This is a genomic window from Aurantibacter sp. (assembly GCF_039941195.1).
Lineage (GTDB): Bacteria > Bacteroidota > Bacteroidia > Flavobacteriales > Flavobacteriaceae > Aurantibacter_A.
The window spans coordinates 36,749-53,853 of record NZ_JBDVFA010000037.1; the positions used below are offsets into that span (position 1 = coordinate 36,749).

Below are 17,105 nucleotides of genomic sequence, written 5' to 3' on the forward strand. Positions count from 1 at the left end.
ACTAAGTATAAGCTTCAATATTTGTATTATATTTATTCGTGGTTCTGGTTTTCAAAAACTAACAACTGTTTCCATTCGGCATCTTTAAAATTAGGATCATTACTTTGTTTTGACCCCTTAGAACTACGTCCATTATCAATTGTATTTTTTAATAATAATTTTAACTCTTCAACTACCTCAGGTTTTTCCGAATACAAATTATGTTCTTCCGTTGGGTCTTTACTTAAATCGAAAAGTTGAATTTGTGGTAATGTTTCAATGTCTTTATCATTTGGTTTCGGGTAACTCCAACCCCCAGAACCAGCTGACATTACAAGTTTATAATTGCTCTTTCTAATAGCAAAACTTCCATTAATTGAACTATGTATTGTTGCTTTACGTTCGTATTTATCTATTTTATCTTTTGAAAAAAGTGGTAGCATTGAAAAACTATCTTCTCCTTCATTATCTTTTAATTCCAAATTTGCTATGTCTGCACAGGTTGCTAAAAAATCGGTTGTACAAATGGTAGCATTTGAGATACCACCTGCCTGAATTCGCTTTGGCCAACTTACAATAAAAGGCACCCTGTGGCCTCCTTCGTAAATATCAGCTTTATGTCCTCTATAAATAGCACTCGGGTCATGCCCCTTCTCACCTAATATTTCAAAATCGGCTTGTGGAGAACAACCATTATCACTAGTAAAAATTACAATAGTGTTTTCTGCTATTCCTTTTTCTTCAAGTAAGGCTTTTAGTTTCCCTATATAATCATCTATTTGCATAACAAAATCCGCATACGGATTCAAATTACTTTTACCAAACCAATCTTCGGTTGGTAAAATTGGTGTATGTGGTGATGGTAAAGCGAGATACAGAAAAAATGGGGTATCGGATTCTGATTGCTTTTCTATATATGAAAATGATTTTCTGAAAAAATTAGGGGTAACATCTTCATGCTTAAAGTCTTCACCAGTAGGCCCTTCACGCCACCATGTATATTTTCCTTTATCGACGGTAATTTTTTGCGGAATTGAAGTAGGAATACTATTCTCCACATACACATATGGAGCCATATCTAAGGAACCAGAATGACCATACGAATAATCGAAACCTACATCTTTTGGACCATTTGTAATTGGTTTAGAAAAATCAATATTCTTATAATCGGTAGGATTCCAACCAGTACCTCCCACACTATCACCTTCTAATAACGCCCAATCCCAACCTAAATGCCATTTACCAACAAAACTAGTATTATAACCTGCTCTCTTTAATAAAGACGCAGCAGTAGTTCTATCATTAGGAATTAATGCTTTTGACACACCCGTAAGCACACCCTGTTTTAGCGGACTTCGCCAATTATAGCGGCCTGTTAAAATTCCATACCGGGTTGGCGTACAAACTGCAGACGATGTATGTGCATCCGTAAATTTTAATCCCTCAGCTGCCAAAGCATCGATATGAGGTGTTTTTATTTTGCCGTTTTCATTAAATGTATTTATATCGCCGTAGCCCAAATCATCTGTAAGCACGTATATAATATTAGGTAATTTTTCAGGCGCTGCAGTTTTTTTCTGCTCCACATTATCCTTACATCCAATTATTAGAAAACTACAGACCGCAGTAAACAGTATTATACACCAAAATTTATACGTAAACATTATCTTATTTTCCCCCATCCATTAAAAATAAACATTCTCTATTATTCAGTTGTAATATCGACCAAAAAACTATCAAATAATGCTGAATTATTATTATAACTTTATGACTTGAAAGAAGTTTATGTACACAATAATTGATATTGAAACTACTGGAAATGGAATTGAAGGAAATAGGATAACTGAAATTTCTATTTTCAAATACGATGGACATGAAATTATTGATGAATTTACCTCGCTTGTAAATCCTGAAATGCCAATACCCTATTTCATAACAGGATTAACAGGAATTGACGATGATATGGTGCGGAATGCTCCTAGGTTAATTGAGCTGATTCCTAAAATTATTGAAATTACAAATGATACTATTTTTGTAGCTCACAGTGTTAATTTCGACTACAACGTAATTAAAAATGAGTTCAAAAATTTAGGGTTTGATTTTGTAAAAAAGAAACTTTGTACGGTACGACTCTCCCGCAAGCTTTTTCCTGGATATAAATCGTATAGTTTGGGAAAATTATGCACTTCTTTAAACATACCTCTAAAAGACCGACATCGTGCAAGAGGTGATGCACATGCTACCGTTCTTCTATTTGAAAAATTACTTAGAGCCGATGGTGCTGCTAAAGTCTTTAAAACGTTTTTAAATTCTCGCTCTCAAGAGGCTACATTACCCCCATTACTTTCACGGAAAGTGTATGATGATCTACCGACAAAACCCGGTGTATATTATTTTAAAAACAGCAATGGTAAAATAATATATGTAGGTAAAGCCATAAATATTAAAAAGCGCATAACGGGACATTTTTATGATAAATCGGAGAAGGAAATAAAACTCTGTCGCGAAACTGCACATATAGATTTTGAACTCTCAGGCAGTGAGGTTCTTGCTTTGCTTATGGAATCTGCAGCCATTAAACATTACTATCCAAAATACAATTCTGCCCAAAAAAGAAAGACGCAACAATATGGAATTTTTACCTACGTAGACCAAAACGATATTATGCATTTGGCTCCCAACAAATTAAAAGCAATGCCCAACGCCCTAGCAACTTTCAAAAGTATAACAGAATGCAGAACATATCTTGAAAATATTTGTAGAGACTTTAAATTATGTCCTAAGTTTTGTCATTTACAGGAGAATGTTTCCACCTGTTCGCACTACAGCATTGTTAATTGTGAGGGTATTTGTAGCAGTGAAGAAAATGTACGCGACTACAATCTAAAAGTTGAAAATGCGATTGCATTCATGCGTTCAAAAAAAGAGAACTTTTTTATTAAAGAAAAAGGCAGAACTCTGAAGGAGGAGGCTATTATTTTGGTTAAAGATGGTGCGTACAATGGATATGCTTTTGTTGAAAAGGAAATAAGTATTTCCAATTTAATTGACCTCGAAGCTTATATAAAATTGCAAAAAAGCACTATAGAAACACAACAAATAATTGATTCGTACTTAATTAAGAATGACAAAAATGTTCATTCATTTGAAAGTGAATCGAATTATTAATTACAAATTAATAAGAACAAAATTCTCCTTCATAATCTAAATATTACTGGGCAAAATCTTACAATGTAGTTGGACAAACAAAATCTGTCACTGCAGCTCCCGTATCTTTTAAAGCTCCAAAACCACCCTCTACATTTATTAAATTATGATAACCACGACTTTTTAAGATTGAGGCAGCTATTACTGAACGATATCCCCCCGCACAGTGAACATAAAACGTTTCATCTGGCAATTCTGAAAGATGAGCATTAAGAGAACTTAAAGGTGCATTTAAAGCTTCAGTTAAATGCTCTGAACCAAATTCAGTTTCTTTTCGCACATCGAAAACAGGGTTCTTATTCAAATTAATTCTTTCTGTTGCTTTCGCAGCAGAAACAGAATTTATGGTATCAATATCTTTTCCAGCATTTTGCCACGCTGTTAATCCACCTTCAAGATACCCGATAGTACCATCAAAACCTACACGCGATAATCTAGTAACAGCCTCTTTTTCTTTACCTTCTGGAGTAATCAATAATAATGGTTGCGCAACATCACCAATCAATGCCCCTACCCATGGCGCAAAATCACCATTAAGACCAATAAAAATTGAACGAGGAATGTGCCCTTTTACAAAATCATCTTGGTGACGCACATCTAAAATTAAAGCACCTGTTTCATTAGCCGCAATTTCAAATGCCTCTGGTGATAATGCCGTTGTACCTCTATCCAAAACCTCAGCGATGTCTTCATACCCCTCTTTGTTCATTTTAACGTTTAACGGAAAATATTGCGGTGGTGGTAACAAACCGTCTGTTACCTCTTTCACAAATTCTTCTTTTGTCATATCGGCTCGCAAGGCATAGTTCATTTTCTTTTGATTACCCAAAGAGTCTACTGTCTCTTTCATCATATTCTTACCACATGCTGATCCAGCACCGTGAGCGGGATATACAATTACATCATCAGCTAAAGGCATAATTTTTTCACGAAGACTTTCGAATAAAATTCCGGCCAAATCTTCTTTCGTTATATCTGCAGCTTTTTGAGCTAAATCAGGTCTTCCTACGTCTCCTAGAAACAAAGTATCACCAGAAAAGATAGCGTGATCTTTTCCATTTTCATCTTTGAGCAAATAGGTGGTGCTCTCCATTGTATGTCCTGGAGTATGTAACGCTTTAATGGTGATTTTACCCAGCTTAAATTCTTGACCATCTTTAGCTATAACTGCCTTAAATGACGGATTTGCATTTGGACCATAAATTATAGGTGCACCTGTCTCTTTTGAAAGAGTAACATGTCCGCTAACAAAATCTGCATGAAAATGTGTTTCAAAAATATATTTGATAATAGCTCCATTTTCTGATGCCTTTTTTAAATAGTTTGTAACCTCACGTAAGGGGTCAACAATGGCAACCTCTCCTTCACTTTCTATATAATATGCCCCTTGGGCTAAACAACCAGTATAAATCTGCTCAATTACCATAAAAACTAATTTTTAGTACTATTAAAAGTACTTTTTAATATTTCTAAAAAGAACGATAATCAATTACCGTTTTTCTGATATGCTACTTTATCTCGCAACAAATTTACACGCTCTGGGTTATCAAAAAAATCTACAGCTTCCTTCGTTTTCACAAATAGAAAATCTTTTTGCAAAGCGCTAATAATTTCGCTGCTAAAAATTATATCTCTAGTTGGCCCAATGGCTCCTGCAATTATAAACTGTAAACCTCTCTCGTGCAATTCTACTATTATTTGAACCAACATTGTTGCTGCACTCGAATCTATATAGTTAATAGCCTCTGCGTTTAAAATCACCCCTTTTAAATTACTCCCTTTGGCTGTAATATATTTGAATAATTCTTCTCTAAAATATTTCTTATTTCCGAAATACAATTGCGAATCAAAACGCACTATTAACAAATCGTCACGAACAATAATTTCCTCTCCAAAACGATCTATATTTTTGTAATAGTCAGAATTTTTAATATTCCCTAACTCCGCAAAATGTGGTTTTGATGTTCTATATACCATTACTAAAAGAGAGAACAATACACCAGCTAATATTCCTTGTGGAATACCAATAAACAAAGTAATTAAAAAGGTCAAAAACAAAACCAAAAACTCATCTTTTCTATTTTTCCACAACCTTTTGGGGTAGCTAACATTTAATAAACCGAAAACCGAAACCATTATAATGGCTCCGAGAACAGCCTTTGGTAAATAATAGAATAATGGTGCTAAAAAAAATAATGTTACTACCACTAAAATCATCGTAAAAAAACCTGATAGGTTTGTTTTTCCACCAGCTTCTCCACTTATTGCCGAACGTGAAAAACTTGCTGTTACCGGATAAGATTGAAAAAATGAACCTACCAAATTAGATGCTCCAATGGCCACCAATTCTTGATTCGCATCTAAATTGTTATCATTATTTTTTTCTTCCAACGCAGTACCTATTGAAATAGCTTCTAAATAACCTACCAAAGCAATGGTTAAAGCGATTGGCCACATACTAATTATATTTTCAAAACTAATTTGTGGGATATTAAACGATGGTAAACCAGTAGGAATTGCTCCTACTATTTTTATACCATTTACATCTAAATGAAGTGAATAGACTAGCAGGACACCAACCACTACTGCTAATAGTATTGCTGGGATTCTTTTGTTCCATTTTTTTAGTAAAACAATTAAGATAATCGCTGACAATCCAATTACCAAATCATAGATATTTGTTTGATCAATTTTCGAAAAAACATTACCCACCAACTCAAAAAATTGAGGACTATTTTCAACATCGGTCCCCAAAATATGTTTTACCTGACTAAAAATTATTATCAGAGCAGCTCCTGACGTAAAACCGCTAATCACTGGTTTAGAAAGAAAATTCACCAAAAACCCCATCCGAAAAACTCCTAATAGAAGTTGAATTGAACCCACCAAAAAAGCTAGGAAAATTGCCATTGCAATATAGTTCTCGATGCCATTAATTGCTAGAGCCCCTAAACTAGCTGCAACTAATAAAGAATCCATTGCAACGGGACCAATAGCTAATTGTCTTGAGGTTCCCAAAAAAGTATATATGAATAAGGGAAATAGCGATGCATATAGTCCATAAACTGGTGGTAAACCTGCAATCATAGCATAAGCCATCGCCTGCGGGATTAAGATTATTGCCACAGTTAAACCAGCAAAGATATCTTTTTTTAAAAATGCCCAACTATATGTTGGAACCCATTTTAGAAAAGGAAGGAATTTTTGCATTATTCAAATTTAACAAATATCTGAAGATACTTCGCTCTATAAACGGTTATGTAGTGCATGCTGGAAGCCAATTATTACGATCTAATTATCATACTATTATTTGCAACATTGCACCTCTACTTAATTTCAATAAAAAAGCAGGAACCAATACCTTTCTTTAATACTCATTTCTAGCCCTTTATAAAGTGATTTAGGTAAAATATAAACTAGATCTTTGAATGACTATTCTTAATGATCTAGGCTTCAAGTAATACCAATAAATACAAAACTAAAAGTGACTCTGATGGTTTCAAAATTATGCTTCCCATACGTTCTAAACTTGAAATTATATACTAACCTGATTATTCTGATCTTTCAATAAACACCAGTAACTATTTATAAATCAAGTTCTAAAACAGTTGCACAACTTTTACATATTTGCTCTCAACAATTACACTTTATTAAATATTGAAAACCAAAACACATATACATTCCCATAAATATTGAACTGAATTGTAGAGCGAATTTCAATTCAATTTATAATTAAATTACCTTTTGCTAAAAAGAAATATTAGATCAAGAAGATCTTTTAATAGTAGCAATTAACGATCTAGTTTTCAAGTAATAAATAGCGTCCGAAATAAATTATTGATGCAATCAATAAACAATACTGTATCTGATTGGTTAGCTATTAAAAATATTCAGAGTTTTAAGTTAACCCGATAGTTTTACAATATTCGCTTGCTAAAAAAAATGTATTGTAAAACTAAAATCAAACAAGTATAAAATAACAATTAAATTAATTCGATAAAAATCCGGTACATCCAATTTTTACATCAATAGTATGATTATAATACCTTTTCAAAACACACACTATTCTCCACTCCTTTATACTGCCCGTAGTTTTCTATAACTACATATTTATTCTTTGTATATAAAGCGATTGCATCTTGCTGTCGTTTGCCTGTTTCTAGAATGCATTTAGCGAAACCCAATTCACGGGCCCAATTTTCTAATGCTAGTAAAGTTTTTGACCCTAAACCTTGACCCCTATACTCCGGAAGCGTGTACATCCGTTTAATTTCCATCGCGTTTTGCCCATGCTGTTTAATTGCTCCACAGGCAATACCGGTGGACCCTTGATAGAAAACGACAGCATGCTTTATAGCATCTAGGCCATTGTACTGATGATAAAAGGAATGATCTTCTCCATCGATTACCGCCAACTCTGCATCTAGCATTGCCACCAGACTTTTGAAAGTTACATCCGATGAATTTGATCTTTTAATAGTCTCCATTACTAATCTAATTTTCAGGTGATAAGTTAGTTATAAATAACCATGAGAATACTATTTAGTTTTTTTACAGTTTCATCTAAACCATTAGCCATAAAGGTATAGGGGCAATGCACGTTAATTTGATCTTTTAATAACCTATTTTAAAGATCTAATTTTCAGGTGTTAGATAAACTTTAAATTCTTTTGATTCGGCTTCAAGTTTCATAAATCCTTTATGCAATTCACTAGCCTCTACCGCATATGGATAAAAAGTAATTGGCTCTACACAAACCATATTTGAAACTTCTGTCCATAGCATAAAATTGCCAAAACCTTCCGTCTTAATTTTTAAACGCTTCTTGTCATGCAACACAACTTCTGCGCAATCTTTCACCTGATACGCTCTACTTCCTACCGCTAAAATCTCTGATAAAGAAATTCGCTGCTCCCTTGTTTCAACAGTAGGTTTCTCAGTTACTAATTTAAAAGCCGGATGATACCCTAACATAAAAGGCATTCCTTTTTCTCCGTCTACTACAAAGGTAATTACCAACCCATCTGCAGTTAACTTATATTGTTTTTTAAACGTAAAATCATATGGCCAAATAAGGTTTTCCACTGTGGATTTATTTGGAAATTTTGAATTTAAAACGTTTGTATTTGCTGTATACGATTTTATATAATTTGCAGCTATATCTGTCTGCTCATTTAATTCATACTTTAATTCACGCAACAAACCATGCTGATCTTGAATAGCATAGCCTTTTTCTGTTTTCACTTGAAAGTCTGCCTCATTAGTTGGACCAATTATTGGGAACATTTCGGTGTCCGCATTTCGCCAACCTGGACTACCCTTTTGGTGTATAAATTCATGGTCAGCAATTTTATAGCTAATCAATTCACCATTTTCAATGCTAACACTCGCATTTTGTAATACTAACTTTTCCATCACAAACTAATTTATATTTCCTCCTACTGCAAGTCCACTTGGTACTGCTTCTGGAATTTCTTTATCAAACGATTCGTCGTTCAAGGTATTCAAAAAAGATATTATTAAGGACATTTCTTTGACCGATAATTTTAATTCATGCACAAAAGGGTCGAATTTTTCAGAAGGTATAGCTGCGTTTCTTTCTTTGCCATTTGAAATATCCTCATAAAACTCAAGTACCCTTTTTAAAGTAGTTAAACTTCCATTGTGCATATATGGAGCCGTAAATCTTAAATTACGCAAACTAGGTGTTCTAAACGCAAAAGTATCTTGAATGCCTTTATCTATTTCTGGTAGCTTATTATTTTTTGGAACTCCCAGAACATGTGGCAAATAATCAGAAAACATAGGTCCGTTATGACAATTAATACATCCAACTGACTTAAATAGATCAAAACCATCTTTTTCAGAAATATGAATGGCATCTTTATCTCCACGCATATACTGATCAAATCTTGAATTATTAGCCACCAAGGTGCGTTCGAACGCAGCAATAGCTTTGGACAAATTAGATATGGTAACTGAGTTTGTGCTATCGAATGCAAGATCAAAAAGCGCTTGGTATTCAGGTATTACTTTTAATCGTTGGACAATGACATCTAAAATTTCGTCCTCCGAAAAATTATTACCTCGCATTTCTTCTAAAGCCTTTATAGGCTCTAAGGCTTGTTTTTCTAAACTTCTTACACGCTCATCCCAGAACATAGTTGCATGCTCTGGATCATATCTATTATTTGCGTCGATACCATTAAAAGCTGTATTCAATATCGTTTGGGCATTTCTTTCTACGAAAGGAATATTATTAGGACTTTTAAACCGTCGTTTAGAACCTAAACCTCTAGCATTTGGTCCAATAGATAAATCCAAAAACTCGGAATAACCTGTACTAGGATGATGACAAGTAGCACAAGCAACATCTTTATCGCCGGAAAGTATGGGATCGTAAAAAAGTAATTTTCCTAATGCTACCTTATCAGCTGTCTGTTTATTATTTGCAGGAGATTTTACATCGTGCGGTAAAGCGGAAACCCGGTTTAATAACGCTGCTTTTCTTTTCGATCGCTCCGTTGAATCTGACTTATTCTCTTTTGAAGAATTGCATCCGATTAACAATATAAACATGTAAAATATTATGTGATATCGAATTTTAAACATGTGAAAACCATGAATTTCTAATCAAGTTATGTTGGCAATAAGAAATTCAATATACCAAAAACTACTCTAAAAACCCTTTTTCACGCATCCAGTCATCATTAAACATTTTTCCGACATAGCGACTACCATGGTCATGAAAAAGCACCACCACAATATCATCTTTAGTAAAATGTTCGCTTAATTGTAAAACACCTTTAATAGCAGCACCAGCAGAATTACCTAAAAACATACCCTCTTTTTTAGCTAGAAGTTGTGTGTAGATTGCAGCATCTTTATCTGTTACCTTAGTAAAACCATCAATAACCTTAAAATCTACATTCTTCGGCAATATATCTTCACCTATTCCTTCGGTAATATAGGGGTAGATTTCATTTTCATCAAAAATACCAGTTTCATGATATTTTTTAAAAACCGATCCGTAGGTATCAACACCCCAAACTTTAATATCTGGATTTTTGCTCTTTAAAAAATTTCCTACCCCAGATATGGTGCCTCCTGTTCCAACACCTACAACAAAATGGGTTATTTTACCAGCTGTTTGTTCCCATATTTCTGGACCCGTACTCATAAAATGAGCCTTCGTATTCGAAGGATTGTCGTATTGATTAACATACCAAGAATTCGGAATTTCTTTAGCTAATCTTTTTGCTGTAGAATAATAGCTTCTTGGATCACCGGGTGCTACATCCGTTGGACAAAGATGAACCTCACTGCCCATAGCCCGAAGTATATCCATTTTTTCTTTGGATTGTTTGTCGCTTAATACGCATATTAATTTATAGCCTTTAATTACGGCTACGAGTGCCAATCCCATTCCAGTATTTCCAGAAGTTCCTTCAATAATCGTACCTCCAGGTTTTAATAACCCTTCTTTTTCCGCATCTTCTACCAATTGCAATGCCATACGATCTTTTACCGAATTACCAGGATTAAATGTTTCATACTTAGCTAACACCAAGCAAGGTAAATCTTCAACTAATTTATTTAGTTTAACCATGGGTGTATTACCAATAGTTTCTAAAATATTCTTTGCATACTTCATTCGTAGAATCAATAATTTTCTAATTAAACACTACTGCAATACAACTATTCGAATTTAATCGCTTTTACTGGAGAAATTTTTGAAATAATTAATGATGGAATCAATAACATTAAAAAACAAAGCAGTAACACTCCTAAATTTAACAACACAATAGACGTTATATCAATATGTACAGGTATGTAATCAATATAATATTGTTCAGGGTTAGGAAACTTAAACCATTTAAACTTTTGTTGCAATAACAACAAGCCTAATCCAATTAGGTTACCCCAAAAAAGTCCAATTCCGATTAAATAAGTCGCATTGTATAAAAATACCTTTCTAACCATTAAATCTGACGCACCCATTGCCTTTAAAACACCAATCATTTGTGTTCTTTCTAAAATTAAAACCAATAGCGCGGTAATCATATTAATGCCACCTACAATTATCATTATACCGATAATCATTGCGATATTAAAATCGAATAGACTCATCCATTCAAAGGTGTCGTAATATTTTGTTTTTATGTTTTGAGCATCTAAACTGGAGACTGTGTGTCCGTAAATTTCTTTACTTTTCTCATCAATGTCATCAAAATTATCTAGGAATACTTCAAAATTGCCAATCTCATCTTCTGACCATTTATTCATCCTCTGGATATGACGTATGTCTGTAAAGAAAAAAGTACCGTCAAATTCTTCAAATCTACTATCGTATAATCCTACAATAGTAAACTTTCGCTGATTTGGGGTTTTCAAATCGTCCTCTTTCGGAAAAAAGGTGAAAAACGAATCACCGACTTTTAGTTTTAACCGATTTGCCATCAATTTTGATAACAAAACCTCATCATTTAATTTAGAAGCATAATCAGGCAAACGACCTTCCACAATATATTCCTCAAGCAAACTCCAATCGTAATCCGTACCTACTCCCTTCGCAATTGTGCCTTCAAAAGTTTCTTCGGTTCTAATTACACCACCTTTAGTAGCTACAGCCTGAATGTGCGAAATGCCGGAAATACTTTTAAACTCAGGATAAAATTCTTGATGCAAAGAAACTGGTGCAACGGAAATATCAGAATTATTATTATCGTAATTTTGTATTTGAATGTGACCGTTGAATGCTGTAAGTTTTTCGCGTATTTTATGCTTAAGACCAACACCAGTGGCAATTGCCATTAACATCATAATAATACTTACTGCAATAGCGACTATTGCAATTTTTATTATTGTTGCAGATATACTAATTTTATGCTCCGCCCCCGTAATTAGCCTTTTAGCGATAAAGAATTCTAAATTCAAAAGATGCCCATTTTTTCCAATTTCAAAAATACAGTTTTATTATGGGTTTTAATTCCCATAATCATTGTCAGTTCTTGTGGCAATCAGAGCAAAACTAAAAATATAAAAGGCGATGCTACATATATTAAAAACGAGCTAACACAATCGCGCATTATCGTTGGGGCAAATAATATGAATGCCTATCTACCGCAGCTAGAAGGCCAAAGAGTTGCAGTTGTCGCGAACCAAACGAGTGTTATATTTAAGGAGCAAAACCAATACACGCATTTGGTAGATTCCTTGATAGAATTAAATGTGAATGTTAAAAAAGTTTTTGCTCCAGAGCATGGTTTTAGAGGCGCAGCAGATGCTGGTGAGCATGTAAAGGATGGCTACGACACCAAAACTGGAGTACCATTAATATCGCTTTATGGTAAAAATAGAAAGCCTACTCCTTCGCAACTCGCAAATATCGACGTCGTTATTTTTGATATACAAGATGTTGGCGTTCGTTTTTACACTTACATTGCAACATTACAACTGGTAATGGAAGCATGTGCTGAAAGTAAAAGAAAAATTATTGTGCTTGATCGGCCAAATCCTAATGGACATTATATTGATGGCCCAACAATGAAAACTGAAAATCAAGGTTTCTTAGGCATGACCAATATTCCTTTGGTTTATGGCATGACGATTGGCGAATATGCTAATATGGTTAATGGTGAAGGTTGGCTTGGCGGTAACAGACATGTAAACCTTACAATTGTGCCGTTGGATAAATACTCGCATGATTCGGAATATGAGTTACCCATTAGACCCTCGCCCAACCTGCCAAATACTAAATCCATAAATCTCTACCCAAGTTTGGGTTTGTTTGAAGGAACAAATATAAATGCAGGACGTGGTACAGAATTTCAATTTCAACGCTACGGAGCTTCATTTTTGGACTCTACACAATACAGCTTTAAATATTTTCCTAGACCTAATTTTGGCTCGAAAAGCCCTAAAGAAAATGGAAAAAAATGTTATGGTAAAGACCTATCGGCTATTCCAAGATTAAACGAAGTTTCTTTAAAATGGATAATTGATGCTTATGCCAATTGCACAGATAAAACATTGTTCTTTAACACCAGTGGATTTACAAAACATGCAGGTACCGATTTACTACAAAAACAATTAGAACAAGGATTGTCTGAAGATAAAATAAAAGCAACATGGCAAGAAGATATAGCCAATTTTAAATTAATCCGTTCGAAATATCTATTGTATTAAAAATAGTTGTAGTCTATTATTTTTGGGTAGGTTTATTGGTTGGTTTTCGATACTTATGAAAAGGTTGTTTTAAGAGAACAGATAATTTAGCATTTTCTTCTTCATCAAAAAAAGTATCTACTCCATATACAATTTTTTCAGTTTCCAACTTCATAAATGTACCCAGTAGTCGATCCCATATAGAAAAAATGTTTCCATAATTAGAGTCGGTATAGGGCAACATATGATGATGATGTACTTTATGCATGTCTGGCGAAACAATTACCCAACTTAAAATTTCATCAACCTTTTTCGGCAAACTAATATTTGCATGTCCAAATTGCGTTGCTACTAATGATAATGATTGATATAGCATTATTACGCCCATTGGAGCGCCCACCAAGTAAACACCAAATAGAGTGAATGCATACCGAATCATACTCTCCAACGGATGGTGCCTATTTGCCGTTGTCGTATCTACATTATGGTCGGTATGATGCACTAAATGAACCATCCATAATGGTTTAACATTGTGCTCGACAAAATGTACTAAATATGCTCCAATAAAATCTAGCAACATAACTCCTAAAAGAACATAGAGCCATAAAGGCATTTCAGGCAACCAATTTATAATACCGAAATCATTAGCCACAGCCCAATCACTTGTTTTTAACAATAAAAAAGCTAAAAAGAAATTAATAAGAATCGTGGTTATCGTAAAAAATAGATTTGGCCAAGCGTGTTTCCATTTCTTATAATTAAATTTATAAAGTGGTACTAGTCCCTCAAGAATCCAAAAAAAAGTTAACCCACCTACTAATATTAAACTTCGATGAGCGGGTGGAATATTTTCAAAATAATTTAGTACTATTTCCATCTTTTAATATTAAGGAACTTTACTTTGTAATTGATTAATCAATTCTTTATTGCTTTTTTCATCGCTTCAACAATATTAAAAGCAGCCGGGCAAATAGCTACATTCTTCATCGTTAGACTACTTATTTGTTGAAACTTCTTTCTATCCGTATGCGGAAACTCGCGACATGCTTTGGGTCTAACATCATAGATAGAACAATAATTCTGATGATCCAAAAAAGTACAGGGCACACCTTGTAAAACATAATCATTTTCTTCATCTACGCGCAAATAAGTCGCAATGAACCTTTGTGGTTTTAATCTTAAATATTTGGCAATTCTTTCAATATCGGCATTTGTAAAGAGAGGACCTGTCGTTTTACAACAATTAGCACAATCGAGACAATCTGTTTTCTCAAATTCAGCTTCATGTAAATCTTGCATTACATAATCCAAATTTTTTGGCGGTTTCTTCTTTAACTTTGCAAAGAACTTTTTATTCTCAGCTTGTTTTTCTTTGGCCTTTTTTTCAAGATCCTTTAATTGCTCATTCACTTTTCAATAAACTTACTGCCGTTTCATATAAATCTCTACTCCAGTTTTCAGAAGCTATCGCAATTTCAGCAGATAAGGATTGTTGTTTTTCAACAATTTTCTGTCCTACCTCAGTATTGTAGTACGAATTTAATTCATGCTTCTGGGAATCACTCATTTTAGTGCGGTCTAACATCAACTGTTTTCCCGTATCAGTTTGGTAAAAATTAATCATTTGTTTTAAATCTGAGGTGGAAAAATTTGAATTGTAAATTGGTACCAATAACGATTTCATATCAGCAATTGCTTCTTTCTTATTCTCGTTGAGAAACTGCCACCCTTGGGTATTTTCTTCCGTTTCTGGATATTGTTTATGAAGCATTGACAACAATTGACTATAGGCATAGTCGTATTGATTAAGACTGCCATTAGCTTCTAAATAGGATGCAGCCAGTGAATCATCGGTTGTATTTTGAGCGAATACAATAGTAGCGCAGCATACAAACAGTCCGAAAGTTAAGAATGTGAATTTTTTCATAATGTGCGGGGTTTATACTTTTTCAATCAAATCAAAAGTGCCACATTTGTATGCAAAGTACGAATAATATGGCTATCGACGTTTTTGGCAATGCCCTTGTTGATTATCAAAAAGGAAACTATACCGAGGATATTGTCACGAATTCTTCATTAGAAGAGGAAGATGTTATACCACTTCCTCACCTTTTTAGAAGTTTTGAACAAATGCCTAAAATTGAACAAATTGCATTAGATAAATGCCAAGGCAATGTTCTTGATATTGGTTGTGGTGCTGGGAGTCACAGTTTGCATCTACAAAAAAAAGGATTAACTGTTACTGCTCTTGACATTAGTGAAGGAGCTATTTCTGTAACTAGTTTGAGAGGTGTAAATCAAACGGTTTGTGCTGATATAATGCATTTTTCAAGTGAAAATTACGATACTCTTTTACTCTTAATGAATGGAATCGGTATTGTAGGAAATCTATCCAAATTAAGTGCTTTTTTAAATCATTTTAAGAAACTACTAGCACCTAAAGGTTCCATTATACTCGATTCTAGTGATATAATTTATATGTATGAAACAGAAAACGGTTATTTTGACATTTCTGATATCCAAAATTATTACGGTGAAGTAGAATTTACGATGTCATATAAAAATGAAGTCAGCAAGCCATTTAATTGGCTTTACATAGATTTTGATACCTTAAAAGCTGTGGCATTTGAAAATGGATTTGATTGCGAAATGTTATTTGAAGGGAATCATTTCGACTATTTAGCAAAGTTATCGCCATCCATATAATAGTGGGCACGGTAATTGCGTTCTTAATTTAAAGCAAATGATGAATATGCGTAAAATTGGTTTTTATACTCTACTGCTAAGTTTTTTTGTACTAACCAATTGCTCTAAAAATTCTGATGACGATTCTAGTCAAAAAGTTGACAAAACTTTAAACCTTCAGGCAACGGGTGATTCTGCAAATGATATTCTCTCTAACGACAAATACACCAAATTACTAATAGAAATAGGCTACGTAACAGGTTTTAAACCAACAACTGAATCTATTACCAATTTTACTGAGTTTTTAAAAGAACATACTTTCAAGGAAGATATTGAGATAATCTATAAAGAATTAGTCTCGCCCGAGAAAGATTCGCTATCCCTTAATGAAATCGCTGATTTAGAAACTACAAATCGCACTCAATATAATAGTGGAGAAACGTTGGCCATATACATTTATTTTAGTGATGCCCCTGCCGAAGATGATGATGAAGAGGAAGGTTTAGTAACACTTGGTGCCGTCTACAGAAATACTTCTATGATTATACATGAAGCAACTGTTCGAAGTCTATCTGCTCAAAGCTTCTTTATTACCGATGCTGACATTGAAACAGCTACATTAAATCATGAATTCGGACATTTATTTGGATTGGTAGATTTGGGCTCACCAGAAGTTAATCCACATGAAGATTCAGATTCCGAAAATCATTGCGATGTTGAAGGTTGTTTAATGCGTGCTGAACTACAATTTGGCGGACCTTCGAATAAAGGACTAATTGCTAGCTCAAGCACCACTAATACAGGTACAATAGAATCCGCCTGTTCTTTAAGTGGAAAAACTATTTTAAGCCTACTATCGAATAAAAATGCTAAAGGTGCAGCTACCGTATCCTTAGACGATGAATGTATTCTAGACCTACAAGCTAATGGCGGGCGTTAGTTTTGGTTGATGGTTGATGGTTGATGGTTGATGGTTGATGGTTGATGGTTGATGGTTGATGGTTGATGGTTGATGGTTGATGGTTGATGGTTGATGGTTGATGGTTGATGGTTGATGGTTGATGGTT

At 34.1% G+C, this 17,105-nt stretch carries 15 protein-coding genes; 4 read left to right on the forward strand and 11 right to left on the reverse strand.

The window, feature by feature from the left end:
• Positions 1-32 precede the first annotated feature (32 nt).
• The gene (locus ABJF52_RS07055; protein ID WP_348148326.1) at positions 33-1,643 is read right to left on the reverse strand and encodes an arylsulfatase; all 1,611 of its coding nucleotides are present in this window, start codon (positions 1,641-1,643) and stop codon (positions 33-35) included.
• 121 nt (positions 1,644-1,764) lie between these two features.
• On the opposite strand from ABJF52_RS07055, the gene ABJF52_RS07060 reads away from it, so the two are divergent.
• On the forward strand, positions 1,765-3,147 hold the full coding sequence (locus ABJF52_RS07060) for an exonuclease domain-containing protein (RefSeq protein WP_348148329.1): 1,383 nt from the start codon (positions 1,765-1,767) through the stop codon (positions 3,145-3,147).
• A 58-nt stretch (positions 3,148-3,205) separates the two neighbouring features.
• On the opposite strand, the gene ABJF52_RS07065 is transcribed toward ABJF52_RS07060, so the two are convergent.
• The 7 genes from ABJF52_RS07065 to ABJF52_RS07095 form a co-directional block, all read right to left on the reverse strand.
• Positions 3,206-4,612 (reverse strand): MBL fold metallo-hydrolase, encoded by a 1,407-nt coding sequence (locus tag ABJF52_RS07065; RefSeq protein WP_348148332.1) that lies wholly within the window; start codon positions 4,610-4,612, stop codon positions 3,206-3,208.
• Between the two features lie 59 nt (positions 4,613-4,671).
• Positions 4,672-6,396 carry a solute carrier family 26 protein gene (locus ABJF52_RS07070; protein WP_348148335.1) on the reverse strand — a complete coding sequence of 575 codons (1,725 nt, stop codon included), beginning with the start codon at positions 6,394-6,396 and terminating at the stop codon, positions 4,672-4,674.
• A gap of 827 nt (positions 6,397-7,223) precedes the next feature.
• Positions 7,224-7,673, reverse strand: coding sequence for a GNAT family N-acetyltransferase (locus ABJF52_RS07075; protein WP_348148337.1), 450 nt, complete (start codon positions 7,671-7,673; stop codon positions 7,224-7,226).
• Positions 7,674-7,821: 148 nt separating this feature from the next.
• On the reverse strand, positions 7,822-8,601 hold the full coding sequence (locus ABJF52_RS07080; RefSeq protein ID WP_348148340.1) for an aldose 1-epimerase: 780 nt from the start codon (positions 8,599-8,601) through the stop codon (positions 7,822-7,824).
• A gap of 6 nt (positions 8,602-8,607) precedes the next feature.
• Entirely contained in the window at positions 8,608-9,765 is a 1,158-nt protein-coding gene (locus tag ABJF52_RS07085; protein ID WP_348148343.1) for a cytochrome-c peroxidase, read from the reverse strand.
• A 94-nt stretch (positions 9,766-9,859) separates the two neighbouring features.
• A complete protein-coding gene (locus tag ABJF52_RS07090; protein WP_348148346.1) occupies positions 9,860-10,840 on the reverse strand; it encodes a cysteine synthase family protein in 981 nt (326 codons plus the stop codon).
• 44 nt (positions 10,841-10,884) lie between these two features.
• Complete coding sequence (locus ABJF52_RS07095; RefSeq protein ID WP_348148349.1) at positions 10,885-12,123, reverse strand: FtsX-like permease family protein; 1,239 nt, start codon at positions 12,121-12,123, stop codon at positions 10,885-10,887.
• Between the two features lie 3 nt (positions 12,124-12,126).
• Between ABJF52_RS07095 and ABJF52_RS07100 the strand changes: the two genes are divergently transcribed.
• On the forward strand, positions 12,127-13,374 hold the full coding sequence (locus ABJF52_RS07100; protein WP_348148352.1) for a DUF1343 domain-containing protein: 1,248 nt from the start codon (positions 12,127-12,129) through the stop codon (positions 13,372-13,374).
• Positions 13,375-13,390: 16 nt separating this feature from the next.
• On the opposite strand, the gene ABJF52_RS07105 is transcribed toward ABJF52_RS07100, so the two are convergent.
• From ABJF52_RS07105 to ABJF52_RS07115, 3 genes are read right to left on the reverse strand one after another with little or no spacing between them, the layout of a single operon-like run.
• Positions 13,391-14,230 (reverse strand): sterol desaturase family protein, encoded by an 840-nt coding sequence (locus ABJF52_RS07105; protein ID WP_348148355.1) that lies wholly within the window; start codon positions 14,228-14,230, stop codon positions 13,391-13,393.
• Between the two features lie 38 nt (positions 14,231-14,268).
• Positions 14,269-14,763, reverse strand: a complete 495-nt coding sequence (locus tag ABJF52_RS07110; protein WP_348148358.1) for a YkgJ family cysteine cluster protein — start codon at positions 14,761-14,763, stop codon at positions 14,269-14,271.
• The gene (locus ABJF52_RS07115) at positions 14,756-15,280 is read right to left on the reverse strand and encodes a DUF2059 domain-containing protein (protein WP_348148361.1); all 525 of its coding nucleotides are present in this window, start codon (positions 15,278-15,280) and stop codon (positions 14,756-14,758) included. Before ABJF52_RS07115 ends, ABJF52_RS07110 begins: the two co-directional genes overlap by 8 nt.
• Before the next feature lie 50 nt (positions 15,281-15,330).
• Here ABJF52_RS07115 and ABJF52_RS07120 point away from each other — a divergent pair, with 50 nt between their 5' ends.
• A complete protein-coding gene (locus tag ABJF52_RS07120) occupies positions 15,331-16,059 on the forward strand; it encodes a class I SAM-dependent methyltransferase (protein ID WP_348148364.1) in 729 nt (242 codons plus the stop codon).
• Positions 16,060-16,096: 37 nt separating this feature from the next.
• Positions 16,097-16,978 (forward strand): hypothetical protein, encoded by an 882-nt coding sequence (locus ABJF52_RS07125; protein ID WP_348148367.1) that lies wholly within the window; start codon positions 16,097-16,099, stop codon positions 16,976-16,978.
• The last annotated feature ends 127 nt before the right edge of the window (positions 16,979-17,105 follow it).